Raw genomic sequence first — 26,374 nt, forward strand, 5'->3', positions numbered from 1 at the left:
TCTCACCCTTAATTATGGTTATTCAACCGGATTTGATATTATTAAGCCTTTTGGCGTTGATGGCGGACTTCTATAACGGTATGGACGTTACCGCGAGGGGAAAAATCTCCTTTAATGGTGACTTCTAAGGGGTCGCAGGCTGCTACAAAGTCATCCAAAATTTGATTAATTGATTCTTCATGAGAAATGTAGCGATCGCGGTAGCTATTTATATAAAGCTTGATCGCTTTTAGTTCTACTACCCGTTCGTTTGGCACATAGGTAATATGGATCGTGGCAAAATCTGGATATCCAGAAAATGGACACTTACAGGTAAACTCTGGCAATGTAATGTGAATATCGTAACGTCGTCCTACTCTGGGATTCGGAAACGTAATTAACTGTCCCTCGGCGATATTGCGTTCGCCGTATTTTATATCTGTTGCTTGTGCCCCAGTATCATCCGAATTTGATTTTGTTGAAGAATAGCTCATCTTGACTAGATATTTAAGCAGAATGCGACAAGTCTCAGAAGGAATTATAATCGTCCGAGTTAGGAAATCCCGATTGCCAGTCTGGGCAATTTCCTTCTTCCCAGCCGTAAGGATGCATACCGCAGACTAATAAATTTCCGCCATAAACCTGACCGTGATAATGATGGCAACCAACACAGGCGGGGTGTTTTTCTGGAGTAGGCTCTACTGTATAGGTGAAAGAGGTATCCGTTTCACCCATCACTTCTTCAAATTCGGAATAAATGTCAGCTAGTGGTTCAAAGAGTTCTTGCAAACACTCGTCTAGCTCCTCGCCCATTGTAGTTTGTAACTGTTCGGCAAGGGAGTCTGCAATTTCTACAACCCCATTAAAGAACTGCTCGATTTCGTAAGCTACTGATTCGAGCATATCAAAGAAATCTTTAGGCCAATCTTGCATATTTGGCAGTTATTATCGACACAACTATATCCATTAGAGTAGCAACCAGCCCCAGAGATGGAACGTGCGATCGCAATACTTCGCGATCGCGCATTCTAATCTCGTCTCAGCCTACGCAGCTCTTCTTGCATTGCTTCCACCTGTTTCCGCATGTCATCCACATCTTTATCTGGTTTCTTTGCGGTTTCTTCATCCTCTGTAAGGATTTCTATGCGACGCGGCTCATTATTTGTTGGAGTCTGTCCCGATGCCTCCACGCTTTGCTGCTGTTGAGCCTGCTTCACCATATCATCAACCATGCGACGGGCTTCTTCCGTCGTCATTTCTCCTTTTGCCACCATTTCATCTGCGAGTTTTTGAGCTTGAGACCGCAGCTGACCTATGGTTTCCCCCGCTTGCTCGCCTGCCGATGCAGCTATCCCAACACCCAGGTAAAACGCTTTTTTGACAATATCTCCAAAACCAGGCATGGCAACTATTTCTATTTGCGTATTCTTCTTCTCATTCCAGGATAAGCGTCAAAGCTGTAAAATGCCCACTCACCCAAGACAGACACCAACTTTTTGCAGCATTATAGCGGGATATGAACCGAACCCCGGTTATAATTTTTATTTCAATCCCTGATAGGGATTTTGATTTCCCCGGCTGATATACAGCAATTTGCGGGATTATCAAATGACCCGGATTCCACGCCTATCGCAAGCATCCCGTATTGCTGCTACCTTCCGGTTCTGACAAGGTTTGGGCGTTGCGATCGCATGGGTCCGGATCAACATTACTATAACATCCTTTGACAGCAGTTGCCTAATTTAATCTTAAAAAGCTGCTTTTATATTAAAAACAGCTTTCTTACCTAGCGCTCCGTTACTCCACCACCACGCACCAGTGATACAGCTCGTATTTAACGCAGCCATTTTGCACGAGGGGATCTTGGTCAATAATTGCCTGCGCCTCTTCTCTTGATGACGCCTCAAATAGCATCATTCCACCTCCCCGCCTCGCCCAATAGCCCGTCCGCGCCTGATGCCCCTTGGCTATTAAATCCTGCACGTAGGCTTTGTGAGCGGGTACATATTTGTCAAAAGTGGTTTTATCGACGATGCCTTCTTCAATCTTTACAAACCAGGGCATTCTAGTTGTTAGTTCTTAGGTATTACTTGCTAACTTATTAAAGTAACTTAATCCGAGGCGTAAATATTTGGACAAAGCAAAAGCCCTATTCTTTATCGCACTCTTGCCACCCTTAGATATTCAGGATTATGTGTCGGACATTAAGCAGCACTTCGCCGAACGCTATGCCAGTAAAAGTGCGCTGAAATCTCCCCCGCATATTACGCTGCAACCGCCTTTTGAATGGCTAGTGGAGCAAGTGCCAGTCATAGAAGCATCGCTGAAAGCGTTTGCCACCATGCGATCGCCTATTCCTATCACGTTATCAGGGTTTAGTGCCTTTGCCCCCCGCGTTATCTACATCAACGTCCTTAAAACGCCAGAATTGCTAACTTTACAAAAAGAGTTGATGTCATGCATGGAGGCTGAGTTAGGAATTGTAGATACTGTTTCTAAGCAACGCCCCTTTGCCCCCCACATGACAGTCGCTTTTCGAGACTTGACGCGGCAGAACTTTAAGGCAGCATGGCCGGAATTTCAGCATCGACAGTTGCATTTTGAGTTTGCCTCGTCGAACCTGACGCTGCTAATTCACGATGGCAAGCGCTGGAACATCGGCAGCGAGTTTCCCTTCTTGTTATAAAATAGCCCGGATAGTCACTACCGGGCTATTTAGCTACTAGCAACCTTACACATCCGGGCGCTGGATAATCTTCTCCATAACCCGTCGTTTGGCTTTGGGGTCGATACCAATCAAGCGGATATAATCGCCAGAGTGTTCTGCGAGACAACTTTCCACAGCCGCGATCGCTTGTCTGCGATCGGTGTCCGAAATAGTTGGACAACTTTTCCAAGAATTAGTCCGAAATCGTCGCCGATCTACATACTCGATACCAATGTTATAACCCCCACTCAGTAGATTTTCCACATGTTCCAAAACTTCTGAACTTAGTTTTGCATGACCGTTACTACTACCAGAACCCTTAACCTTGTCTGGGTTATGAGATTTAGTCGGTTCATTCGCCAACTCATTCCGAGTAACAGCCTTATAGCTTTCTTGGGGTATAGATGTAACCCTCGCAGAATCTCTACCACCAACATCGCCAAATTGCGACGAGTGATTGTATTCTTGTGATAGTTTCATGTCCTCAACGCGCTGCTGTTCTTGCCTCATCACGTTGCCAAATTCGATTAAGCGAGGCAGTTTGAAATTAGGCTTGGGGAATTCGGGCGGGCCATCAACACTGTTGACTACGCGAACAGAAACGCGCTCAAAGCCTATGTCGTGGATGAACTGACGAATTTGTTCGTCATAGATGCGCGATCGCAGGGCGCTAAAGAAATCAACTGCTTGATTGGGGAATTTATCAACAAGTTGTTCAATATCGCTGCTAGGAAGATTATCTTCTGAGAAAATCCCCTTAACAATTCCAATCTTCTCCTCTCGATTGGGTTCCCAGAAAAACTTGTCCATCCTACCATCGCGAATCAACGGTGCGTATAGGGTCGATAAGTCATTCCCAGTAACAATAATTGGCACGCGATGTAGAGGCGTTGAGTCATAACTGCCGGGAAGTTGCACATCTGTAGGGTTATCGGCAATATTCATCAGAGTGCCGTTAACCATCTGAGTATTTACAGTATATTGAGTGCCTTTATCCATACGCCCAGCGCCAGCATCTAAGTCGTTGATCATCAGCACGCACATTTTGCCGCGCACCTTGATAAACTCAGCAGCTTCCCGATAGCGCAACCGAATTAATCGCGCTGGATCTCCAGCATCAGGACTTTCTAATTCGCCAGCAGACATATGGACAGCTTCGATGCCCATTTTCTCAAATACTAACTCGCATTGAAAAGATTTTCCCTCACCTTTGCGCCCATGAACTCCCAGAAGTAGAGGGACTCTTACACCAGGGAGATCTAAGTAATTTTTGGTGATATGAACTGCGAGTTTATCTAGAAAGCGGGGAGAAATGTAATAGCTCATAGTCTGTTATGTTGAATTGCTCGAATTGCTTGTAGGTTGATTTTCCCACCAATGAAATAAGAGAGGTAGAGTAATCTACCTCTCCTATTTTTAAATAGTTTCAGTTAACGAGTCTACGCTAATAAAACTAGCGTGGCTTGTGAACGATGAAGCTGAGAACTTGGCACTGCTTCACGTTATCGAAACCCACGACCCGGATGTAGGAGTTGGAATACTCAGAACGGCAAGCTTTTACTTCATTGAGTACTTCGGTAGGAGTTCCAGCGTTGAACAAAGGAAGCTTCCACAGAGTCCAATAGTGCATTTCTGGTGCGGAGCTTTCGCTGAATTCTACAGCGGGGATGTAGCCCTGATCCAGAATGTACTGCACTTGCTTGTTAATCTGGCTATCGCTGAGGGGTGGCAAGTATGAAAGGGTTTCGTAGCGACGCTCTTTTGGTAGAGTTTTCATAGCGTAAGGGAAAGTCTTCCTTGTATAAATGTTGTCAGGTGGAGCGGCTAACCAGAAATATTATCTTGATTAGGCTCAGAATCCGGTTGCTGTACAGGATGGGGGCTGGGTTCGCCGACAGTGAGGTGCGTCATTTTCTCCAGATGCTGCCGCCGATGTTCCATATTGCCTTGCTGAATGCTGGCGAGAACCATCTCCGGTAAGAAGTCTAAGACTTCCTCCGCCATGTGTTCTCTCACGGTCATTATCCGAATTGCCAGCTCTTGTTTTTCCCGCAGTAACGCTTGCAGAAAAGCTTCTCCATCTTGAACGCTGTTGTTTCCAGAAAAGCTATGCAGCCAGAGTGCTAAGGGAGGATTTGTTTCGCTCAACTGAGCAAGAACAATCCGCAAGGCTTGATAGGTCAGGTAGCTGTTCAGCACCTTGGTGGTGTCTTTCGCAACTTGTTTAAGATCCATGCTTGACCCCAGCCTTAGATAATTAGTAGTTAGGAGTTAAGAGTTTTGAATTAACTACTTATAACTCCTAACTCCTAACTTTGCCTACAGGGTGTCCATTGCCTCGAACTCGAACTTGATTTCCTTCCACAGTTCGCAGGCAGTGGCCAACTCAGGACTCCACTTGCAAGCTTCGCGGATAACGTCGCCACCTTCGCGCATGAGGTTGCGGCCTTCGTTACGAGCTTGGATACAAGCTTCCAAAGCGACGCGGTTTGCAGTTGCGCCAGGAGCGTTACCCCAGGGGTGTCCCAGAGTACCACCACCGAACTGCAAGCAGGAATCATCGCCGAAGATTTCTACCAGTGCTGGCATGTGCCATACGTGGATACCACCGGAAGCAACTGGCATTACACCAGGCATGGAAGCCCAGTCTTGGGTGAAGAAGATACCGCGTGCGCGGTCTTGTTCAACATAGTCTTCGCGCATCAAATCGACGAAGCCCATGGTGATGCCTTTTTCGCCTTCTAGTTTACCGACGACGGTTCCAGAGTGCAGGTGGTCGCCACCAGACATCCGCAAGCACTTAGCCAACACGCGGAAGTGGATACCATGATTCTTCTGACGGTCGATAACTGCGTGCATAGCGCGGTGGATGTGCAGCAGGATACCGTTGCGGCGGCACCACTTAGCCAATGTGGTGTTAGCTGTGAAGCCACCAGTCAGGTAGTCGTGCATGATGATTGGTGTTTTAAGTTCTTTAGCGAACTCAGCACGCTCCATCATTTCTTCGCAGGTCGGGGCAGTAACGTTCAGGTAGTGGCCCTTGATTTCACCTGTTTCAGCTTGAGCTTTCTCGATGGCTTCTTGAACGAACAGGAAGCGATCGCGCCAGCGCATGAATGGCTGTGAGTTGATGTTTTCGTCGTCTTTGGTGAAGTCCAAACCGCCGCGCAGACATTCGTATACTGCACGACCGTAGTTCTTAGCAGACAAGCCCAACTTGGGCTTAATCGTACAACCCAACAGAGGACGACCGTACTTGTTCAATTTGTCGCGCTCAACGGTGATACCGTGAGGAGGGCCTTGGAAGGTCTTCAGGTAAGCGACAGGAATCCGCAAGTCTTCCAAGCGCAGGGCACGCAAAGCTTTGAATCCAAACACGTTACCTACGATCGAGGTAAGCATGTTTGTGACAGAACCTTCCTCGAACAAATCTAGAGGATAGGCAACGTAGCAAATATACTGGTTATCTTCGCCGGGAACTGGCTCGATGTCGTAGCAACGGCCTTTGTAACGGTCTAGGTCGGTCAGCAGGTCTGTCCACACAGTTGTCCATGTACCTGTGGAAGACTCAGCAGCCACAGCAGCACCCGCTTCTTCGGGCGGTACTCCAGGCTGAGGCGTTACGCGGAAGGCGGCCAGAATATCTGTATCTTTAGGTGTGTAATCAGGCGTGTAATAAGTGAGGCGATAATCTTTTACCCCGGCTTGATACCCAGTTTTAGACTGAGTTTTGGTTTGTGAGTAAGACATGTATTCCTTCCTGAGCAATTACTGAACTTTGCCACGGATTAGCTATAGCCTCTGTCGATGGCCAGTGCTTTTTTTTGGGGCTAAGAAGCTATTCTAAGTTTCCCCGTCTCCGTTGGTTTTTTTTAACCCCGCAACCTGTTTGGTTGGCTGTTAAATCAGTCTATAACAACTGCACTACCTTTAAACACTATTTTAGAGATCGCATTTTTTAAATATTTGTATAACTCTGTCTTATGTTCACAAATAAAGTAAAATTTTGTAACAACTTGTTGTTTTAATTGCAGCGATCGCTCACAACATATCGCCAGCGCGTAACAAATCTACCAGCCTTTAAAATGGCAAAATTAAATATATTTAAGGAATGGAGAATGGGGAATTAGGAAGGGAAATTGGTAATTAGCATTAATTTTCCGACTTTCCCTGCCTATCCCCCTCTTTCCACTCTCCCCCTTGCCCCCTCTCGCTCTCTTGTTACATGAAACTTATTAACGTGCGTATAGGATTATTTATCACTACAGCGCTGCTAGGGTTGGCAGCTTTGCCAATAGGTGGAAAAATCTCCAACACAGAGGGATTGGGCAATGACGGACGAGTCTTGGCTCAAACAACCAACGACAATTCTCCATTTTACGCACCTAACCCACCGCCGCCCAGAAAAGACCCGTTGCCAGCAGAACGCGCAAGACAAGAAGCCACACCAACAAAAGCTGATTTTCGCATCAGTTCATTGCAAGCGGATTATTCAGGGGATCTCTGGGTTGGTTCGTGGCAGGGGCTATCTCGGATTAACCCCAATACTGGAAGAGTTGTAGCCCGCATTAATCTACCCAACTACACCCTTGGTGCGTTAAGTCAAGACAAAGTGGGACGGATTTGGGTAGGGACATACGAGGGTCTGTTGCGAGTAGACCCCCGCAGCAATGAAGTAACGGCGCAAAATATCGCTTTACCGTCTAATCGCGTGTTGTCGCTGTTGATAGACAAGCGGGGTTATCTATGGGTGGGGAGCGATCGCGGCCTTTCCCTCATCAGCCCCGACCAGGGATTATTGATGACAACCCTACAAGATCTACCAGGTGTAAGCGCCAACGCCCTTACCCTAGACCAAAAAGGTCAACTGTGGGTTGGAACGCTAGAAGGTCTGGTACAAGTGGATACAGCCAGCGCCTTAATCCGCCATCGCATCAGCAGCGTACCAGGCACAGTAGTTCAAGCCCTTGCTACTGATAATCAAGGTATGCTTTGGGCCGGAACCCCCAACAGCTTGCTTGTCATTGACCCAAACACTCGTCAAGTAATGCGTTCTATTACCGCATTGCAAGAGCGTAACGTTACATCTGTGCGCTTTGCTAAAGATGGTAGCGTTTGGGTGGGTACGGATAACGGCTTGGTGAAAATCAATCCCTCGACAGGCGATCTTCTCGGTCAGATTTCTGGTTTGCCCTCAAGTCGGATTATGTCTCTGGCGACTGACGTTGGCAATAAATTATGGGTGGGAACCAGTGAAGGATTAGCCTGGGTAAGTTTAACCACTGGGGTTGTGAAACCGCATTTGGCATTTATCAGAGAAAGACCAGCGGACTATTAAACCGCCACCTTGAAAGTAAAATTGTCAATCCGTATTTTTGCGTAATTATTCAGAAACAAGTTGAAGTCTCTTACAGGATGGCTTCTAGTCACCCGGCTAAAACAAGTCTTAGTTGTAAGAGGTTGACGCTTTCATGCTGAAAAAAGTTGTTGGGACAATTGGAATTTGCGCGATCGCTCTAACTACGAGCCTAGCAATTAGTAAAAAGGCTGATGCTAAAACGTATGCTACAGGAGACATTGCAGTAAACGCGATTAGGCTAGATACTTATACAGGCAGTACTAAACCGCGCCGTGCATACTTCGAGGTTCCCGATAGCAACACTGCCGTTTCTGCCTATGGCGATCGCATGACTCTCTCCGATGTCCACATTGCGCGGATGATTGCTTTGACTCATAACTATCACTGCACCTCAATCTATACGAGGGGCGTTGAAAACGTGATGATATGGAACTACGCAGCAGACAGTGGCAGACTCAGCAAGGGACAGGTTAGATTGCGTTGCAGCGTTGTCGAATGGGCAGTAAAAACATACGGATTAGGTAGAAAAGTACCGATGGCAATTAAGGTTTCAAATTCGCCTGCGGATGTTCTCACCATTCCTGTCTTAGACATACAAGGCGAAAGGGAAACTAAAAGCTTCATCAAATTTGTGCGATCGCTTAAACCTAAAAGTTAAAGTATTTAAAAGTTATCAGACGCAATAAATCGGCTTCTGGCAACTTCAAAGGAGAAAAGTATGGCAGTCACAACCGGGCAATTAATCCAGTGGAAACAACAGAAGCGTCCGATTGTGGCGCTGACAGCTTGGGATTATGCGATCGCGCAGCTTTTAGATACCGCTGGAGTAGATTTAATCCTGGTAGGAGATTCCCTTGCTATGGTAGCGCTAGGTTATGAAACTACCCTGCCAATTAGTTTAGATGAAGTAGTGCATCATGCCAAAGCTGTGCGGCGTGGAGTTAAACGGGCATTACTATTAGTTGACTTGCCATTTTTGAGCTATCAGGAAAGTCCGCAACAAGCAATACACTCAGCCGGAAGAGTATTAAAAGAAACTGGCGCACAGGCCGTAAAGTTAGAGGGGGGATATCCAGCAATGGTAGAAACCGTCAATCGCGTGACATTAGCTGGTATTCCAGTAATGGGTCATGTGGGTTTAACGCCGCAATCGGTGCATCAGCTTGGTTATCGCCAGCAGGGTAAAACGGAGGAAGCAGGGGAGAAGATTTTACAAGAGGCGATCGCGCTTGAACAAGCGGGTGCTTTTGCCCTCCTATTGGAGCATATACCAGATACTTTGGCGTCGCGAATTACCGAAAAATTGACAATTCCGACAATTGGTATTGGTGCAGGATTGCACTGTGATGGTCAGGTACTTGTTACAGCCGATCTGCTGGGTCTTTCCGAAAAACAACCCCCCTTTGCAAAATCTTATATAAATTTGCGCCAAGTAATTTCCCAGGCAGTGCAGGATTATAGTGTTGAGGTACGAGAGCGCCGTTTTCCAGAAGCTTAGAACATAAGCTAATTAAAATTTGTTAACTGGGGCAAATTTAAGATACTGGTTCAGACGGCGATCGCATCCCCCCTAATTAGCCAAATCTCATAGTCAGATCCGGGTATCAGGCTTATGCTTTAGGTGATAATAAATCTACCTTCTGATAGACGCATAGGTTTATGAACGAAGATCGCCTCAAAGCCTATATCAAGCTAATCAACTCCCTTCTGACTTGCGCCAAAGGTCAAGCAGTGGAGATTTTAAACGCCAACCAAGACTTGATTGACGTTGGCTTGGTAGAGACAATGGAAGGAGTAGCAACTATTTTGGTCGAACGGGGCGATCGCAATGCCGCCGATTGGTTGCGAAATATTGCTGCACAACTTGCCGCGGCGATAGGTAATTCACCTCAAACAAATCAAACAGGGGTGTCCCAGGAAGAGGGTAGAACCTCTGCATTGCCAGAGAATAGACTTTCGCAAGCCTATCTCTATTTTTTAATCAATCTTTTACAGAAAACCCAAGAAAGCGACGGCAACGTCGAAGTAGTTTATCCTCTGTTGCAAGCTAACTTAAACAAATTGGATGATAAATTTGTTCAGGTGTTGCAAACTTGGGCAATTTCTACAATAGCGGAAGTAGATCGAGAGACAGCGTATGAACTTGCGGGAGATATTAACAGTTTCAGCAAGTTAATTGCCAATTTTCCACACGGCGACAGGGCTATTAATTTAGAGATAGCGATCGCGGGTTATTTAATTGTTGAAAAAGTTTTTACCCGCGATCGCTTCCCGGCAAAATGGGCTAGCCTGCAAAACAATCTGGGCAATGCTTACCGCGATCGCATCCGAGGAGAACGAGCGAATAATTTAGAAGCAGCCATTAGCTACTACTTGTCTGCATTGCTGGAAGATAACCGCGAAAAATTTCCTCAAAACCATGCGGAAACTAAATTTAACCTTGGCATTACTTATCAAGAAGCCGGACAGTTGCACAATGCTTACCTTGCTTTTGCTACTACTATTGAAACGATAGAATCGCTTCGCCGTCCGCTTTTTTTAGGTAAGAATTTGAAAAAAACATTAGCTGAGGAATGGCATCCGGTATATGCAAGCTTATTGGAAGTTGCTTTGGAACTCGCCGCTAAGGAACCGGGGTACTATGTCCAAGCACTTGAGTATATCAAACATAGCCAATCTCCCAAGCTTATAGAATTCCTCTTCACCCAAAATGATATAGCTTGCAGAGTTGGTAACGAACTCCAGCACCTACGACAAGAGATGCAGTAGCAATCGATTTTTTTAATTATAGGAATTAGTATATTTAATTCGCCATCGTCCCACTTTGAATTTTAAAACTAAAGAGAGCATCCCACTTTTGTAAAAATACTTGGCGACTGAAGTGGGGCTATACAAACCCGCGTCCGCCTACGCGGACTAAATAGATAAATCTAATTATTTGTAGGATGCAGCGAGCGTAAGCAGACCCCATTAACCCCATATCAATGTTGGGTTTCGTTCCTCAAACGCCACGTCGCTCAACGGGGGGAAGCACCGCACGCGAGTGGCTCCCCAACCTACTTCAGATGTTTAGTTTAATTATGTCTAGTTAGTATAAGGGTTTGAAATTTTACTCTGCTAAATGTGACAAAAGAACGATAACTGTTGCTATTGTGAAGGTAGAAGGTAAAAGTCTGTAAGGCATTTTTTACTTTTACCTTTTTACTTTAAAAATTCTGCTCCCACTCTTGCTCAATTCTTTCTAAATCCTTAGCTGCTCCCAATTGCTGAAAGATTTGATGGGCTGTGTTGTAATGCTGTTGGGCAAGTTCTGTGTTGTTGCGCCGACGCTCAAGCCTTGCCAAGTCATAGTAAGCGTCAGCAACTTTCTGAGTATGTCCCAATTCTTGCAACGTTGCCAAAGCATCTTTTATAAACGGTTCTGCTGCTTCTAGATTACCTCTAAGCATTTCAATTTCTCCAAGACAACCAATTGAGGTTGCCATGCCAGAGCGATCGCCTAATTGAGTCTCTATTTCCAAACATCGGCGATACAGGCGCTCTGCCTCATCCCAGTTGCCTCGACAGTTCTCGATATCTCCCAACACTCCCCAACTTGTTGCCATGCCAGAGCAATCGCCTAATTGAGTCATTAATTCCAAATATTTGCGATACAGGCGCTGTGCCTCATCCAAGTTACCCCGATGGCGCTCGATATCTCCCAAGTGTCCCCAACTTGTTGCCATGCCAGAGCGATCGCCTAATTGAGTCCTTAGTTGCAAACATTGGCGATACAGGCGCTCTGCCTCATCCCAGTTGCCTCGACAGTTCTCAATATCTCCCAACAATCCTAGTGAAGTAGCAATACCACTCTTACTGTCTTGCTCTTGGGACAAAGATAAAGCGTCTTGAAAATAGTTTTCTGCTTCATTCCAATTGCCACAATCACGATGAATACAGCCTATAGCTCTGAGACAGTACGGACGTTTATCATCGTCAACATGAGGTAAAATCTGTTCATACAAATCTTTCAGTAAACTCCAGTTTCCCCAAGGTTTGAGGTAATCTTCTATACTCCAGTTCAGTAAGCTAAATGCTTCGCTGTAGTTACCCAACTGAAAAGCAAAATGTTGAGCTTCCAGAACTGGACGCAAATCCTCTAACGTCTTAGCATTTTCGACGTTTTTGCCAGTGCAATAAAACTGATAAACACTTTTGAGGAGATTGGGCAGCTCGTCTTTATACTCTGCTTGCAGAAACTCCACAATCACCCGATGCAAGCCATAAAAGATCTCACACTTCTCCTCATCGTAGCGACACTGCACCAAACTACTATCGGCTAATCGCTCTAAAATCGCTTCAGTTTCATTAATTTCTTCATCCATTAATTCAGCAGGTTCTTCCATTTCTGCTGCCATCGAAAAGCGACCAAATTCTTCTTCATCATCCCTATATAATCGCAAAAACGTTAATCCTCGAATATCAATCCCCACCCGCAACACACACATCCGGCAAAGTAAATCTCGCGCCGCTTCACTCTGCCTTGCCAACTGTTCCCTTAAAATCGGTTCAGCCTTTTTCGTCACCAATTCCGGATGCTTGCGGAGATGCCCAGGTTTCCCCTTCCCAACAGCCGCCAATTGAGTTAATAAAAATACATGACCCTCTACCCGTTCAGACACCCACAGCAAATCTGCCTGAGTATCTTTCAACTGGCGCTGTCGCAAAATCTCAACCCCTGCCTCATTCTCCACACCCCTCAGCGTCTCAATCCACACCAACTCTGAATCCGGTTCAGCCCCCTCATAGCGCATATCCGCCAAATCTGCTGGCACTTCCCGACTCGTCAAAATCGTCTGAGAGCGATGCTGCTGATACACTAAAGCATTTAGTAACTTACCCCAATCCGCTGAAATGGCTCGATGGGCTTTTGGTGCAGACATCTCGCCTGCATCATCAGCACCCTTAGCTGGGTGCAAAATCGATTCCAGGTTATCCAACACCAAAAGACAGGGCGTTTTTTCTAACCCCTCAATAATTTTCGCAATCTTCTCACTCGCATCCTTCAACGGTTCTGCTGTCTCAATCCCCAATCCATCCCTTAACAAAAACTCCGCCACATCATCAAAACTGCTCCCCTTCTGCGCCTTGAAGTACATCACGCACTCATAAGGACACTCTTCTAAACTTCCCCCCTTAACAAGGGGGGTTAGGGGGGTTGTTCCCTTAACAAGGGGAGTTAGGGGGGTTCTTCCCTTCTCAACGAAGGATTTTCCAGCTACATTAACGCCCAACGCTTCCAAGAGTTTAACCACTAAACTCGTTTTGCCAATACCCCCTTGCCCAACCAATGCCAATACCTTCAGCCGATTCTCCGGTTCCAGCAATCTTGCCAGCAATTCTTCCAGCAGTTTATCTCGCCCCTGCCAAACGGGTACAACAGGGATTGCCTCATGGACAACCACCCGCTTTTTAAGTGTTGTTTCCTCCAACTCATCCTCTGAAGCGCCGGAGGAGGGAACGCTTGAATGTTTAGATTTCTGATACTCATTAGTTAAAAAACTCAGCAACTTGGCAGCTTTTCCCGTGCCACTGCCAGCGATACTGAACTTTTCGTAAACCTTTCCCATGCGATAATTCAGTGTCGGTTCAGTGATATGGCAAGCAACCATAATCTCTTTGTTGCTCTGATCACTGCCAAACTTTCGCAGGAAAACATCCGTTTGCTCTGAGGAAAGCCTATAACGATCAGCTATCTGACTCAAAAACTCATGCGGCAGCATCAACTGTTATCCCTATCACCTGATAGCCAGTCTAACCAGAAAAGCCTTAGTAGTAGGCGGATATAGCCCAAATTTAGAGCTATCTCTGACAACTCAGAGTTATCTCAGGATAGTTTTGGAGGATTTTAGCATCAATTTTAGAGAAGCCTCTAAAACCCAATTGCGACAGTAGGTGTAGTCAAGAAATTGAGGTTACACCGATGCTAATCAACGCTATTCTGCTGCTACTTCTGCAAAAGTCTGGTGAGGTTGTTCTAGCGCTGCTACTGGAAAGCTTGTGGAAGCGGGTTCTGAGCGATCGCAACCTCAAGCAACGGCTCAAATCCCTGAAGCTCAGTATTCTCGTACTATATCTGGATTGGGTTTTACTCAAATCATCCATGAAAGATCTACCTGAGCAGCAAGAAGACGAAAATCATTATAAGGAAGCAGATAATCAGTCAAAAAGCGATCGCCTGTAAAGCGAAGATGCCCGACTTCTCCAAGAAGTCGGGCATCTGAGGAGCTGATATTTTACAGCTCAAATAGAATTGCTATAGTTGGTGCAACTATTAGGCTGTTATTACAAACCAACTAATTCACGAGTTTCAAAATCATTGAGTTGTTGGACGAGCGATAGCCGTGCTTCCAACTTGGCAACGCTGAACTGGTTACGCATATATTCTAGGTGAACAACAGCATTAGCCTTTTCAGAGTTTAGCTGGATAAGCGAATCGAGCGATCGCTGATATTCGATGTTGGTGGCAAGCACGTCAAACCGACGCGCCTTGCGTTGATTTTCATTTTTCAGATCTACCTCAAAAGCTGCTATTTTGTCAGCATTACCTTCCAAGCGATTAATTAATAAGTGGATAGAAGCAATCTGAGAATCTATCTCATTGACTCGTTGAGCAGCAAGAGCGATCGCCGCAGGATATTGATTCAGTTTCATAGCAATCTTCACGACTACAAGAATACTCGTTGTAAAAAATTCTGTGCATAGGTCAGAGCGGGCTTTGCCTTTGAGCCATATGGCTTATAGCCCTTACTATTACCCACATATGCCTCAAACATTGCAGGTTGTTGCTGGGTAATATAGCCTTACCGACCGGAAAGGCTTTCATAGTAGATGGGATTGGGGGAGAAAAACCCCCTGCATCCCTGTTTTATTGCGTAGATGTGTTTAAGAGCAAAAGACTTTCACCCTGCGGGTAAATTAGAGGCTATTAAGCAACTAATTCTTTTAATTGGGGTGCGGGAGCAACAACTGGAACATCGAGGGTAACTCGCTCAGGCTGAAGAACTGGAGCCTGTTGCAAAACTTGGACTTCAATATTAACAGCAACTAGATATGAACCAGCCTGCTCTCCTACAGCTTCGGCGATCAACCGAGCCAAGTCAGGGCGTCCACCTGTGAGGGCGTCTCGTAACGTGCAGCGATCCCAATCGTGGCTCGCATTGGGATTGAGTTGGAGAATGTAGTGCTTGTTCATGGGGTGAAAACTTGACTCCATCGGGGGTTGAGACGGTTGCTGAGTTGATTCGCCTACCCTTTTATTATAGTACAAGCGTACTAAAAATGGGGAGATTTTGGGAATGGGTTTTGAGTGGAATCTCTCACTCTCCCAGACTCCGGACTCCGGACTCCGGACTCCGAACTTCGGACATCGGACGCCGGACAACCCATCCTCATCTCGTGCGATTTGGTAATCTAGTGGAGACTGCCAGTGTAATTTTTTTGAAGACATACATGATTGCAACTCCAACGACCGCCAAGCACGAAGTTAAAGACCTGTCCCTCGCCCCCCAAGGCAGACAACGCATAGAATGGGCGGGTCGGGAAATGCCCGTGCTGCGGCAAATTCGCGATCGCTTTGCCCAAGAAAAGCCGCTAGATGGCATCCGTTTGGTCGCCTGCTGCCACGTAACAACAGAAACGGCTCATTTGGCGATCGCCCTCAAAGCTGCTGGTGCAGACGCCCTCCTAATTGCCAGCAACCCCCTCTCAACGCAAGATGATGTTGCTGCCAGCCTCGTTGCGGATCATGGAATCCCCGTTTTCGCCCTGAAAGGCGAAGACGCTGAAACTTATAATCGTCACGTACAAATTGCCCTCGATCACAAACCAAACATCATCATCGATGATGGTAGCGATGTAGTCGCAACGCTGATTCAAGAACGGCAGAATCAAATTGCCGATCTCATTGGCACAACGGAAGAAACCACAACGGGAATTGTTCGCCTCCGCGCCATGTTCAAAGATGGTGTTCTCACTTTCCCCGCCATCAATGTCAACGACGCCGACACGAAGCACTTCTTCGACAACCGCTACGGTACCGGACAATCAACCCTCGATGGCATTATCCGCGCCACTAACGTTTTGCTAGCTGGTAAAACCATCGTTGTCGCTGGTTACGGCTGGTGTGGCAAAGGAACTGCAATGCGGGCACGCGGAATGGGTGCTAACGTAATTGTGACGGAAATCGACCCAACCAAAGCCATCGAAGCGGTAATGGACGGCTTCCGCGTAATGCCTATGGCAGAAGCCGCATCTCAAGGTGATTTGTTTATCACCGTTACTGGCAACAAGCACGTCATTCGCGCCGAACACTTCGACGCTATGAAAGATGGGGCGATGGTTTGCAACTCCGGTCACTTCGACATTGAAATCGATCTCAAGTCGCTGGGTGCTAAAGCAACAGAAGTTAAGCAGGCGCGGAACTTCACGCAGGAATATCGCCTTAAGAATGGCAAATCAGTTATCGTGCTGGGTGAAGGCCGATTGATTAACCTTGCTGCTGCTGAAGGACATCCCAGCGCGGTGATGGATATGAGCTTTGCCAACCAGGCTTTAGCTTGCGAATATTTAGTTAAGAATAAGGGCAAGCTGGAACCAGGCTTGCACTCAATTCCTGTTGAGGTTGACAAGGAAATTGCGCGGCTGAAGTTGGAGGCAATGGGAATTAAGATTGATTCGCTGACTTCCGACCAAGTTGAGTACATCAACTCTTGGACTTCCGGAACTTAATCATTTCCCTTGCTTGTGCTAAATTTAGAAGCTATTAGCTAAAAGTATGGATTATGAAGTGCAAGATTGCATAATCAACCTTCATAATCCATATTTTTAAACTAGCGATCGCCGCTAACCAATGAACAATTAACCATCTTTATACAGCCCAAATCTTAATAGCTTCGCCAAGGCTGCCGCTAACAAGAGTTTGACCATCGTGGCTGAGGGCGAGAGAAAGAACGTAGCTGCTATGCCCCGTCAAGGTGCGGAGTAGTTTTCCCGTCACCAGATGCCAAATCTTAATCGTGTTGTCATCGCTGGCACTGTATAAAATCATTCCATCGGGGCTGATGGCGACCGAACTAACTGCGCCTGCATGATCCGAGAGAGTATGCAGCAGTTCTCCTTTATCTAGATCCCAGATTTTTATGGTGTTATCATTACTGCCGCTAACGAGGGTGTGATTATCAGGGCTGATAGCGACAGAACGGATGGCGACGGAGTTTTCCGTCAGCGTGTGCAGGAGTTCTTTGCTATCGAGGTCTCGAATCTTAATCGTGCGGTCGTTGCTAGCACTCGCAAGAGTGCGACCATCGGGGCTGATAGCGATCGCCTTCACTTCACCAGCATGACCGCTAAAGGAGTTGAGCAACTCTCCATTGCTCAAGTTCCACAGCTTGATTGTTCTGTCGGAACTACCACTCGCTAGAGTGTGCCCGTTGGGACTTATGGCAACGCAATGAACCCAGCCTGTATGCCCTGCTAAGGTGTTGAGTAGCTCTCCAGTCTTGAAATTCCATATCTTGATGGTTTTGTCGCCGCTGCCACTTGCTAGAGTCTCACCATCTGGGCTGATGGCGACAGAAGTGACAGAACCAGAATGCCCGTCAATGGTTTTTAACAGTTCGCCAGTAGCAATATTCCAGACTTTGATGGTCTTGTCATTACTACCGCTGACGAGATTATGGCCATCAGGGCTAATAACGACGGATCTGACGGCTTCTGAATGTTTCCTGATGTTGTGTTTGCAGGTAAACAGTCGGTAGGAGTGGAATCGCTGTATTGCTTCTTTCGCCTTTGGTAAGGCGCTTTGGCTCAATAAGTGATAAGCTACGCGCTGCACTTGTTCTGATTCGTCTGCTAGCGCTTGAATTAACAAGTCTAGACCATCAGTGTTAATTTGCGCCGTAGCTCTAGCCAGATCTGCTTGAAGTTGGGATTTTTCGGCCAAAGCCTGATGCAATCGCACTCTGAGTTCAGCTAAGCGCACTCCCAAGGTTAATGGTGCTGCTAATTCGGGCGATCGCACAGACTGTAGATGCAATCTCTCGTTCGTCTCGTGCTGAAGACGCGCTTCCAGTTCATCTAGTTTTGCGCTCAACTGCATTTTTGACCACAAGCCTCTTGCCCAAGTCAGTTTGACTTGTTCGTTTTGTATTAAGGCGTCAGGCACGCAATCGAGAAATTTGGAAATTTGGGTGAAATCCCAGCCGCAGGTAATGCAGCCATTGATTTCCCCTTCGGTGTATTCGGTTTGACAAATAGGACAGTGAGCCACAGATGCAACCCAAGAGGCTTCGCAAAGGATTTTCTTCTAGGATGTCACTCCTGAAGGTAAAAAGGCAAAGTGTCTGGAGAAATTAACTACTTTGAGTATACCCACAGACAATACAGACTTGCGTCTGCCCGCTTGTGATGTAGTAAATAGCTAGAACTAGCAGGAAACACCACAAATCTGTTTATTTTACACGCTGCGATCGCACTGCTACCCCAACCTGGCTTTGGTGGAGATACTTTTGGCAAATTATTTATTTTTGTGATAATTGGCCTAATTTTGGGAATACTTAAATTAGGGAATGCATTCATGGTAAGAAAACTGCTGACTTATGGACTATACTCAACTGCGAGCCGCCGTTGCTGCAAATATAGAGGCTCAAACAATTGCTCAAAGCTATTACGAAAAAGCTCAAGCTGAAGCACAACAATGGGAAATTAGGCATCAACTTGCTTTAAAGGAAGGCTGTGAAGAGTCCATTCGTCAGGCCGAATTTCGCAAGCACGTCTGTGCAACCAAAGCAGGCAATCTCAAAGCTGTGTTAGAAGAGCAAACATATACATTAGCAATTCTTCAACATAAGCTAAATTTAGCCCAACCTAAATTTGGTGAATTTCATACTACGCACATACAAACATATTGTGAATTGCCTAGCAATTTACCTGCTATTAATTTGCAAACTAAATTGCGCGAACTTGAACGAACTATGGAAGCTATGAACGTTCAACTTCTCCAGCAGCAGGCAGCAATTGCCAAGCTACTAAAAGAAAACTCAGCTGCTTTAGCACAAGTACAAACTTTGTTGGCAGGAGATTCTTGCCAAGCAACTCCTCTGATAAGTAATACCGCTATAGACACGCTAATTGCTTATCTTGAGGCTGGCAGCAATGTACCTAATGAATTTACTGCTAGGAAAAATCACCTACTTTCTAATTCTCCCAAGCCTCAAACAAATGTAATTTCTTTATGCGTCGATACAGAATTTAGAGGTGTAAAAAATAAGCTAAATCAATACTAACTGCTTATTTCACCTAATTTTGGTTACGGTCTTCGATTAAGGCGATCGCTCTCTTCATTATCACCGCCTTAATCTTTTGCATAGCGCTTATCAAGACAATTCCGAACAGCGAAGCCCGCCTATATTCTGACAGTAAAAAGTTGCGTTATTGTCAGGGCTACGGCTTATCAACTCTATAATTTGTCCTGCCGAGTTTTGCAGAAACCACTGACATAGCGAATCCCCATCCAGCGGTTCCAAAGATAAAGGTCGAAAACCTTTTTTCTGCCAAACTAATGCAGCGGCAGGCACATCCTCAACGCGAATTGCAACATGGTGGACGCCAGCCAGTCCCCTTTGTTGTATAAAACGGTCTTTTTGATCGCCTGGGGCGTGGGGTGCATCCAGAACCACCAGCCCGCCCGCTGGCATCAGCATTGTTAGTAAATATATCCATAAATCGGTTTTAATATTGTATCCATTAGGGCAAAAATCTATAGGAAAAAGTCCTGGCCCTTCAACTATTTTGTTTCCATAACAACCCAAAGCTGAGGCGTAGTTTTCCAGACTCTTGTGGTTAGGGAATGTTAGTACACAGTGATCTATAAAGACCTTCTCACCATATAACTTGGTAACAAAAGACCATTTAGAGAATAATTCAGGAGCAGTAAATCCTTCTTTGAATTCCAGCAGTCCATCTTTTTCATAAAAAGGTGACTCTAAGGTAGAGTCCAAAAAATTATTTATCTGTGCTGTGGCCATATTTTTTATAAATAGGATTTCTTGTGGTGGAGGGGCAAAGAAAAGGGATTTGTCTTTACATGAGAAACCCGTCTTTATAAATTGTACATAAAACTTTACAAAAACAGTGTAAGCTAGATTTTACTGAATGATTAAGCTTTGCTGCTGGCATATTCAATGGCAAGGCGAAACCAGTTGGCAGAGGTTAATTACCCGCAGGACTTAGCCAGAGATCCTCCAACCCCCACATTCCCAAGCGGAGCATGGGAACGAGGGGGGCTTTAGAGGACTTATCCGGAGAGGTTCTATACTCAGAAACACTTGAAAACTGGTAGCGTCAGACAAAGCAATAAGATTATTTTGGACATCGCGACTTGAAAAACCGCTCTAGTTACTGGCAACTACTCCCCTACATCCGCCCGCACTGGAAAACCATCTCCCAGGCATTTGCTTGCACGTTGGGTTTCACGGTCTTCTGGCCGATACAGGCCATACTGGCTGGGCAAATCGCTAATTTTATCGGACAGGGCGATATAGCTGCACTTGCCAAAATAGCTGGAGTGCTGGCGTTGGTTTTTCTAGTCCAGAAAATCATGCAGTTTGGTCAGGATTCGCTGATGGCGAAAGCAGCGATCGCAGTTGCGTTTGATTTGCGAAAACAAGTCTACTCCCACTTACAGCGGCTCAACCTTAGCTATTTTGAAACTGCACAGACAGGCGATCTAACTTACCGTCTTACCGAAGATATCGATCGCATTGGCGAAGTCATAAATAAAGTCTTCCACGACTTTATCCCCTGCGTGTTGCAGTTGATAGTCGTCCTGGGCTACATGATTTATCTCAACTGGCAGCTAACACTAGCAACATTTTTAGTTGCGCCCCTCATGGGTATTTTAATTGGCTGGTTTGGCGAAGAGATGCTGAAGTTTTCGCGCCGCAGCCAAAATCGCGTATCCAACTTATCCGCTTTGATGACAGAAGTATTCAGTGGAATTCGCCTAGTACAAGCTTTCGCAGCTGAGGAGTATGAAATTGCCCGCTTTGCCGAGGAAGCTGAACAAAACCGTCAAGCCAAGTATGCGACGGAACGGTTGAAGGCGATTCAGTTCCCCGTAGTGGGATTTATGTATGCGATCAGCGTGTTGCTGCTGCTATTTCTGGGTGGCTGGCAAATTTCCAAGGGCAACCTGACTGGGGCGGGATTTGTTAGTTACATTGCAGGTGCAGGACTGTTAATTGACCCCATCGCCCATATAACTAGCAATTACAACGAGTTTAAACAAGGTCAGGCATCTGTTGACCGGATTTTTGAACTGGTGGCAATTCAGCCAACTGTTGTCGAAAAGCCTGATGCAGAGGTTCTTCCCGTTGTCACTGGCAAGGTGGAATATTGCAATGTCAGCTTTGCCTACGATAGCACTCAACCTGTATTACAAAATTTGAGTTTTCTGGCGCTTCCGGGAGAAAAGATAGCCTTGGTTGGGGCATCGGGTGCGGGTAAAACTACTTTGGTTAATTTGCTACCCCGCTTTTATGACACGCAAGATGGAAAGATTTTAATTGACGGCGTTGATATTCAGAATGTGACGCTGCGGAGTTTGCGGCGACAGATTGGGATTGTGCCGCAAGACACGATGCTATTTTCTGGAACGATCGCTCAAAATATCGCTTTTGGACAAGCAAATTTTGATTTAGAAGCTGTTGAAGCGGCGGCTAAAGTTGCCAACGCCCACCAGTTTATTAGCCAGTTTACTCAGGGCTATCATACTTGGGTGGGAGAGAGGGGCGTTAATTTATCGGGGGGACAGAGACAAAGGATAGCGATCGCGCGTGCTGTCCTCCTCAACCCTAGAATCCTCATCCTCGACGAAGCAACTTCTGCCCTAGATTCAGAATCGGAAGCCTTAGTACAAGAAGCCTTAGAACGGATCGTCGAAGGGCGTACCGTATTTGTTATAGCCCACCGCCTCGCTACCGTCCGCCGCGCCGACCGAATTTTTGTGATGGAAGGGGGGCAAATAGTGGAAGCCGGGACGCATGAAGAGTTGTTAGATAAGGGCGATCGCTATGCCCGTTTCTATGCACAGCAGTTTAGTTAAGGGCTGGGGACAGAGGAAGTATGAGAAATTAAACTCAAAACTCATTACAGCTTTTCTAAATAACTAAGAAGGTCGGCCATTTCTTGCGAAGAGGGCTGAAATTGTGGCATTGGCGGCGTCTTACCACCAATCACTTGATTGATTATGTTCACGCGAGATTTTCGCCTGGAGATATTGCCCAAACTTGGCCCCACTCTACCTTGCGCCTGCAAGCCGTGACATCCAGCGCAGTTCATTTCAAACATGGCTTGTCCGCGCACCGGGTCGCCAGCCACAGACAAAACACTGTGTATATAAGGATCGGAGGCTCGCAATAGGTGAAAACTCACGACACCCATGAGTATGGCCAGCACGACAGCCAGCGCCATCACGCCCACGCGCTGTAGTAAAATTTCAGATTTGACGAGCTGGTTATCCAAAGGTCTCCTGTTAAAGTGAGGATTTACAAAAAGATTTTTTTATCAATCCAGAGAAAAACCCATCGAATAGCCGTAGCATTGCAGGGACTGGGTATCGCTCCACATTTAGATTAATAAACATAGCTTAAGATTTATAGACAGTCGAGGCAAGAGTTCTTAACACCAATTAAATTTGGGGGCTAGGGAATAACAATTATTCTTATCGCCAGGGCTGTCTGTAGTTGAATCCCCAAGCGGTTAGCCTTGCGCGGGCGAGAGGGGATTGAAACTTAGGCATTGGTACTCGACCAGCCAACGCAGAAGCTTGTAGTATGAAAAACAGGCAATAAACTTTAACACAGGAGAACTTACGTGGTAGAACCGCTGCTTTCAGGCATTGTTATTGGCTTAATCACAATCACCCTTGCTGGGTTATTTTTCGCTGCTTACCAGCAGTACAAGCGCGGAAATCAGCTAGGGCTGTAGAGTCTAGTAGGGTGGGCAATGCCCACCTGCTTAAAATTTTGTAGGCGTCAGTTGTTAGCCTGACAATAAAATGTTAGGGCTGTATTGCCATAGTATTTCTCGCGGCAGATTTCCAGAGTGGGAATGGGTGCAATAGTCCACTTGTTGGGACTGTGTTCTACTGCCATCTCACCATCAGCACTAAGTAGGTTATATTGAGCGATCGCCTCTAACACTGGTTGATATAATTTACTAGCATAGGGAGGATCGAAGTAAATGCGGTCAAATTGCTGCCCCTCCAAGCTTTTTAACCGTTTCACCACATCCCCGCGCACTACCTCAAATTTTTGATTTTCCTGTGCTACTTGTTCCCAATTTTGTTGAATAATCTCGCAAGCTTTCGCCCATTGTTCGATTCCCACTACCAAGGCTGCACCCCTACATAAAGCCTCAGCGCCCATCGAACCGCTACCCGTACACAAATCCAACCAGCGACAGTCTGCAATCGTACCTTGCCAAATGTTGAAAACGGCTTCGCGCACGATGGCTGGTGTCGGTCGGGTGTCTAGACCGGGTATAGTTTTTAGCAAGCGATTGCCGTAAATTCTTATGGGCATTTAATTTAGAGATTAATTTAATGTAAACCGCAGATAAAAGCTACCTATGTACCTATATTTGAGTTTATCTGCGGTTTTTACAAAGTTGCATCTTCTAGGCTAGTGCTGGAGTCTTCACTAGAGAGACAAAGTTGGAGAGAATTTGCAGTCCGGCGGTGGAAGATTTTTCGGGGTGGAACTGGACGGCCATCAGGTTGCGATGCGCGATCGCTGCTGTTACAGTTTGACTACCGTGCGTCACTGTCGCCGCCCGTACTTTGGGGTCAACAGGGTCAACATAGTAGGAATGGACGAAATAAGCCCAAGACTGGTTGGATAGATTTTGCCACAACGGGGCATCTGGTTGGGCGAATTCGAGTTGATTCCAGCCCATGTGAGGAATCGTTAATCCTGTTTCTGGGTAAAATCGTCGCACTACACCGGGGACAATTCCCAATCCGGGTTCTTTACCTTCTTCACTAGAATCGAACAAAATTTGCAATCCCAGACAGATACCTAAGAAGGGTTTCCCGCTGTCAATAGCCCTATGAATCGGTTCGGCTAGCCCGCGCGATCGCAATTGTTGCACGGCTGGGTCAAATGAACCAACTCCCGGTAACACAACACCATCCGCTTGTTCTATTTCCTTTGGAGAATCGGTAATTTTGGGGGTTGCACCAGCTTTCTCCAATCCTTTGCAAACCGAGTGCAGATTCCCCAAATCGTAGTCTATGACTGCAATGACTGACATTAATGTGCCCTTTTATTGTGTTGGTGTATGGTTCCCCCTATGTACACTCTACCTTCTTTCTCTGAAAACTTCAAAAATGCCCTTTTCCACCTTCAGGTAGATTGTATTCCAAGGAGTGTTTCTTTATTTTTGGGTATACTTTTTTCTAAAAATATGAACTTTATTTTGTTATTTGCATTTTAGCTCTTTCTCTCTACTGCATCCCACCGACAAGAACATTAATACTATGATTGAAAATAAGTGTTTCACTTTACACCTCAAGTTACTCGCATTAACTGCTACCTTTGTTACTTGCGAAAAAAGACGCATTTCTCACAACCTTGTTTATGTATATCGATTTTGTTCTATAAGGAATTTATTTTGTTTCTGAGCGCGATAGTTTTCTTTTTCACTAAACTATTTCACCACCTATGGAATGACACAGCACGTTATTTTATAGCAATTTTTAATGATTTAGTATAATTAAAATTTTGCAATTTTTAACTAACAAAACCAGTATAATTGCTGACTTATCATCTGCTTTGTATAAGTATGCGTAAATTTACGGAAGACGTATAAAACTAACATATATTACAGTTTAATTGTTCTTACAAACTTTAACTTTCTAAAATCTATGCAGAGATTATTGCAAAAACTCCTGATTGTTTTTCTGGCTGTTTTATTAATTTCATCTTCAATAATGACATCTGCTGAAGCAGCTAACAGAAGAGGGAGCCACAGGTCTGGCGGTACTAATAGTCATGGAAAAGGTAGCCACTATGAAGGAGGACATTTTACGGAACAAATTATAACCTCAATCTCTAACAATAAAAGTATTGATAGCGTTCCTGTAACTACCGTACCAACTCTACCTAATAGTTTATAAAATTTAGAATTGCTATCGAAATTTTTTATGAATGCTAATATCTCTAGCTTTTTAAGTTGGGTTATTAGCATTCGCCATATTGAGAAAATGCTTTATATAGCGTTGAATTAAGTTAAAATAAACAAATTTTTAAGTTATTTTTTGTTTTTCGCGTTAACAAAGTGATAACTTTGGCTAACTAGAGAAAGAAGCTAGCAGCCGCTTACAGAAATTATTAAAATTCGCCATACCATAAACTTGCCGTTTAATTAGGTTAATTCGATTATGAATTGCCTCTATCACAACATTGATTGTCGGTTACGGAAATCTTCGTAAATCCCTATGCTTTGATTAGGAATCGTTGTGAGCGCCTTGCACTAGATAGACGGCGGATGATTTAATTGACGATTTATTTATTAGATAAGCACTCTATTAAAACATAACTAGAAACACAAATCGGGCAATGAAAAGAAAAATACTGCTAACTTCCTTTCAGACCTGGATGCCGCATCAGAAGTCTAACTCATCTGATGATTTATTGATGGAAATCGCCAAGCTTGATTTATCGCACGAACTAATATATTTAAGGCAACTGCCCGTAGATGTTCAGCTTGCAAGCAGTAGCGCGATCGCAAAAATTGACGAAGTGCAACCGGATGCGATTATCTGCTGCGGTATGGCAGAAAGTCGAACAACATTAACAGTGGAATCTAATGCAAGCTGCGGTCAAGAAGTAATTAAAACCTCTTTAGATCTTGGTCAATTAGTAGGGGGGCTAACTGGGACTGGTATTAGCCACGATGCGGGTAAATTTGTTTGCGAAGGTCTGTATTACCAAGTTTTGAAATACTTGAGAGAACAGCAGAAAAATTGCCCCTGTATCTTTGTCCACGTTCCAATTATGACCCAGGATAATTTGGCGGAAATTGTCGCAGATTTTTTATTAATAATTCAGCACATGGTAACGAGGCAAGAATCTTATAGCAGTTCTCATTCTGAGTAACAAGCAAAATCTCTAGGAGTACAAAGCTTTGCGCCCCTAGAGATATAGAGTAAAGAATTGAGAATTGCTATAACTTTCTCGCAGGGCGATCGCCGCTCATGTAAAGATAGACTTTATCTATCCCCAGGT

At 45.3% G+C, this 26,374-nt stretch carries 29 protein-coding genes and 1 other RNA gene; 12 read left to right on the plus strand and 18 right to left on the minus strand.

The features are described 5' to 3' along the window. Positions 1–41: 41 nt before the first annotated feature. The 5 genes from queF to H6F77_RS06425 form a co-directional block, all read right to left on the minus strand. Entirely contained in the window at positions 42–473 is a 432-nt protein-coding gene (gene queF, locus H6F77_RS06405; RefSeq protein ID WP_190486478.1) for a preQ(1) synthase, read from the minus strand. Between the two features lie 34 nt (positions 474–507). Continuing rightward, positions 508–912 carry a hypothetical protein gene (locus tag H6F77_RS06410; RefSeq protein ID WP_190486480.1) on the minus strand — a complete coding sequence of 135 codons (405 nt, stop codon included), beginning with the start codon at positions 910–912 and terminating at the stop codon, positions 508–510. A gap of 95 nt (positions 913–1,007) precedes the next feature. Then, positions 1,008–1,382, minus strand: a complete 375-nt coding sequence (locus H6F77_RS06415) for a phasin family protein (protein WP_190486482.1) — start codon at positions 1,380–1,382, stop codon at positions 1,008–1,010. 204 nt (positions 1,383–1,586) lie between these two features. Further along, an RNA gene (ffs, locus tag H6F77_RS06420) (signal recognition particle sRNA small type) lies at positions 1,587–1,683 on the minus strand. Positions 1,684–1,776: 93 nt separating this feature from the next. Then, positions 1,777–2,043, minus strand: coding sequence for a YciI family protein (locus H6F77_RS06425; RefSeq protein WP_190486485.1), 267 nt, complete (start codon positions 2,041–2,043; stop codon positions 1,777–1,779). A 67-nt stretch (positions 2,044–2,110) separates the two neighbouring features. Here H6F77_RS06425 and H6F77_RS06430 point away from each other — a divergent pair, with 67 nt between their 5' ends. Continuing rightward, positions 2,111–2,665, plus strand: coding sequence for a 2'-5' RNA ligase family protein (locus H6F77_RS06430; protein WP_190486487.1), 555 nt, complete (start codon positions 2,111–2,113; stop codon positions 2,663–2,665). A 45-nt stretch (positions 2,666–2,710) separates the two neighbouring features. On the opposite strand, the gene H6F77_RS06435 is transcribed toward H6F77_RS06430, so the two are convergent. From H6F77_RS06435 to H6F77_RS06450, 4 genes are all read right to left on the minus strand, one after another. Next, positions 2,711–4,012 (minus strand): RuBisCO small subunit-like domain-containing protein, encoded by a 1,302-nt coding sequence (locus H6F77_RS06435; RefSeq protein WP_190486489.1) that lies wholly within the window; start codon positions 4,010–4,012, stop codon positions 2,711–2,713. Positions 4,013–4,139: 127 nt separating this feature from the next. Further along, entirely contained in the window at positions 4,140–4,463 is a 324-nt protein-coding gene (locus H6F77_RS06440) for a ribulose bisphosphate carboxylase small subunit (RefSeq protein WP_190486491.1), read from the minus strand. 47 nt (positions 4,464–4,510) lie between these two features. Then, on the minus strand, positions 4,511–4,921 hold the full coding sequence (gene rcbX / locus H6F77_RS06445) for a RuBisCO chaperone RbcX (protein WP_190486493.1): 411 nt from the start codon (positions 4,919–4,921) through the stop codon (positions 4,511–4,513). Between the two features lie 84 nt (positions 4,922–5,005). Then, on the minus strand, positions 5,006–6,436 hold the full coding sequence (locus H6F77_RS06450; protein ID WP_190486495.1) for a form I ribulose bisphosphate carboxylase large subunit: 1,431 nt from the start codon (positions 6,434–6,436) through the stop codon (positions 5,006–5,008). Positions 6,437–6,911: 475 nt separating this feature from the next. Here H6F77_RS06450 and H6F77_RS06455 point away from each other — a divergent pair, with 475 nt between their 5' ends. The 4 genes from H6F77_RS06455 to H6F77_RS06470 all read left to right on the plus strand — a co-directional run bounded on the left by H6F77_RS06455 (position 6,912) and on the right by H6F77_RS06470 (position 10,814). Then, positions 6,912–8,024, plus strand: coding sequence for a ligand-binding sensor domain-containing protein (locus H6F77_RS06455; RefSeq protein ID WP_190486497.1), 1,113 nt, complete (start codon positions 6,912–6,914; stop codon positions 8,022–8,024). Positions 8,025–8,157: 133 nt separating this feature from the next. Beyond that, positions 8,158–8,703, plus strand: a complete 546-nt coding sequence (locus H6F77_RS06460) for a hypothetical protein (RefSeq protein WP_190486499.1) — start codon at positions 8,158–8,160, stop codon at positions 8,701–8,703. Between the two features lie 60 nt (positions 8,704–8,763). Beyond that, positions 8,764–9,543 (plus strand): 3-methyl-2-oxobutanoate hydroxymethyltransferase, encoded by a 780-nt coding sequence (gene panB / locus H6F77_RS06465; protein WP_190486501.1) that lies wholly within the window; start codon positions 8,764–8,766, stop codon positions 9,541–9,543. Positions 9,544–9,704: 161 nt separating this feature from the next. Continuing rightward, positions 9,705–10,814 (plus strand): tetratricopeptide repeat protein, encoded by a 1,110-nt coding sequence (locus H6F77_RS06470; RefSeq protein WP_190486503.1) that lies wholly within the window; start codon positions 9,705–9,707, stop codon positions 10,812–10,814. A gap of 437 nt (positions 10,815–11,251) precedes the next feature. Here H6F77_RS06470 and H6F77_RS27800 read toward each other — a convergent pair whose 3' ends face one another. Then, positions 11,252–13,696, minus strand: coding sequence for a tetratricopeptide repeat protein (locus H6F77_RS27800; protein ID WP_242021955.1), 2,445 nt, complete (start codon positions 13,694–13,696; stop codon positions 11,252–11,254). Between the two features lie 311 nt (positions 13,697–14,007). Here H6F77_RS27800 and H6F77_RS06480 point away from each other — a divergent pair, with 311 nt between their 5' ends. Further along, on the plus strand, positions 14,008–14,268 hold the full coding sequence (locus H6F77_RS06480) for a hypothetical protein (protein ID WP_190486505.1): 261 nt from the start codon (positions 14,008–14,010) through the stop codon (positions 14,266–14,268). 101 nt (positions 14,269–14,369) lie between these two features. On the opposite strand, the gene H6F77_RS06485 is transcribed toward H6F77_RS06480, so the two are convergent. Continuing rightward, on the minus strand, positions 14,370–14,738 hold the full coding sequence (locus H6F77_RS06485) for a hypothetical protein (protein ID WP_190486508.1): 369 nt from the start codon (positions 14,736–14,738) through the stop codon (positions 14,370–14,372). Between the two features lie 274 nt (positions 14,739–15,012). Further along, the gene (locus tag H6F77_RS27805) at positions 15,013–15,534 is read right to left on the minus strand and encodes a hypothetical protein (RefSeq protein WP_242021957.1); all 522 of its coding nucleotides are present in this window, start codon (positions 15,532–15,534) and stop codon (positions 15,013–15,015) included. A gap of 2 nt (positions 15,535–15,536) precedes the next feature. On the opposite strand from H6F77_RS27805, the gene ahcY reads away from it, so the two are divergent. Continuing rightward, complete coding sequence (gene ahcY, locus H6F77_RS06495) at positions 15,537–16,814, plus strand: adenosylhomocysteinase (protein WP_190486510.1); 1,278 nt, start codon at positions 15,537–15,539, stop codon at positions 16,812–16,814. Positions 16,815–16,953: 139 nt separating this feature from the next. Here the strand turns inward: ahcY and H6F77_RS06500 are convergent, their stop codons facing one another. Then, positions 16,954–18,354, minus strand: a complete 1,401-nt coding sequence (locus H6F77_RS06500; RefSeq protein ID WP_199321204.1) for a WD40 repeat domain-containing protein — start codon at positions 18,352–18,354, stop codon at positions 16,954–16,956. Positions 18,355–18,682: 328 nt separating this feature from the next. Here H6F77_RS06500 and H6F77_RS06505 point away from each other — a divergent pair, with 328 nt between their 5' ends. Continuing rightward, positions 18,683–19,369: a PspA/IM30 family protein gene (locus H6F77_RS06505; protein WP_190486512.1), complete on the plus strand. Its 687-nt coding sequence runs from the start codon at positions 18,683–18,685 to the stop codon at positions 19,367–19,369. A gap of 90 nt (positions 19,370–19,459) precedes the next feature. Here H6F77_RS06505 and H6F77_RS06510 read toward each other — a convergent pair whose 3' ends face one another. After that, the gene (locus tag H6F77_RS06510) at positions 19,460–20,083 is read right to left on the minus strand and encodes a VOC family protein (RefSeq protein WP_242021959.1); all 624 of its coding nucleotides are present in this window, start codon (positions 20,081–20,083) and stop codon (positions 19,460–19,462) included. 380 nt (positions 20,084–20,463) lie between these two features. Between H6F77_RS06510 and H6F77_RS06515 the strand changes: the two genes are divergently transcribed. Beyond that, positions 20,464–22,188 carry an ABC transporter ATP-binding protein gene (locus H6F77_RS06515; RefSeq protein WP_190486516.1) on the plus strand — a complete coding sequence of 575 codons (1,725 nt, stop codon included), beginning with the start codon at positions 20,464–20,466 and terminating at the stop codon, positions 22,186–22,188. Positions 22,189–22,232: 44 nt separating this feature from the next. On the opposite strand, the gene H6F77_RS06520 is transcribed toward H6F77_RS06515, so the two are convergent. Beyond that, on the minus strand, positions 22,233–22,607 hold the full coding sequence (locus H6F77_RS06520; protein WP_190486518.1) for a c-type cytochrome: 375 nt from the start codon (positions 22,605–22,607) through the stop codon (positions 22,233–22,235). Between the two features lie 351 nt (positions 22,608–22,958). On the opposite strand from H6F77_RS06520, the gene petG reads away from it, so the two are divergent. Next, a complete protein-coding gene (gene petG / locus H6F77_RS06525) occupies positions 22,959–23,072 on the plus strand; it encodes a cytochrome b6-f complex subunit V (protein WP_190486520.1) in 114 nt (37 codons plus the stop codon). A 47-nt stretch (positions 23,073–23,119) separates the two neighbouring features. Here the strand turns inward: petG and rsmD are convergent, their stop codons facing one another. Continuing rightward, positions 23,120–23,668, minus strand: coding sequence for a 16S rRNA (guanine(966)-N(2))-methyltransferase RsmD (rsmD, locus tag H6F77_RS06530; RefSeq protein ID WP_190486523.1), 549 nt, complete (start codon positions 23,666–23,668; stop codon positions 23,120–23,122). Positions 23,669–23,762: 94 nt separating this feature from the next. Continuing rightward, entirely contained in the window at positions 23,763–24,398 is a 636-nt protein-coding gene (gene hisH, locus H6F77_RS06535) for an imidazole glycerol phosphate synthase subunit HisH (RefSeq protein WP_190486525.1), read from the minus strand. Positions 24,399–25,077: 679 nt separating this feature from the next. Between hisH and H6F77_RS06540 the strand changes: the two genes are divergently transcribed. After that, positions 25,078–25,263 carry a hypothetical protein gene (locus H6F77_RS06540; protein WP_190486647.1) on the plus strand — a complete coding sequence of 62 codons (186 nt, stop codon included), beginning with the start codon at positions 25,078–25,080 and terminating at the stop codon, positions 25,261–25,263. Positions 25,264–25,437: 174 nt separating this feature from the next. Here H6F77_RS06540 and H6F77_RS28825 read toward each other — a convergent pair whose 3' ends face one another. Next, complete coding sequence (locus H6F77_RS28825; protein WP_190486527.1) at positions 25,438–25,545, minus strand: transposase; 108 nt, start codon at positions 25,543–25,545, stop codon at positions 25,438–25,440. A 160-nt stretch (positions 25,546–25,705) separates the two neighbouring features. On the opposite strand from H6F77_RS28825, the gene H6F77_RS06550 reads away from it, so the two are divergent. Next, the gene (locus H6F77_RS06550; protein ID WP_190486530.1) at positions 25,706–26,245 is read left to right on the plus strand and encodes a C15 family peptidase; all 540 of its coding nucleotides are present in this window, start codon (positions 25,706–25,708) and stop codon (positions 26,243–26,245) included. Positions 26,246–26,374: the final 129 nt, after the last annotated feature.

The sequence above is a fragment of the Microcoleus sp. FACHB-831 genome (assembly GCF_014695585.1).
GTDB lineage: Bacteria > Cyanobacteriota > Cyanobacteriia > Cyanobacteriales > FACHB-T130 > FACHB-831.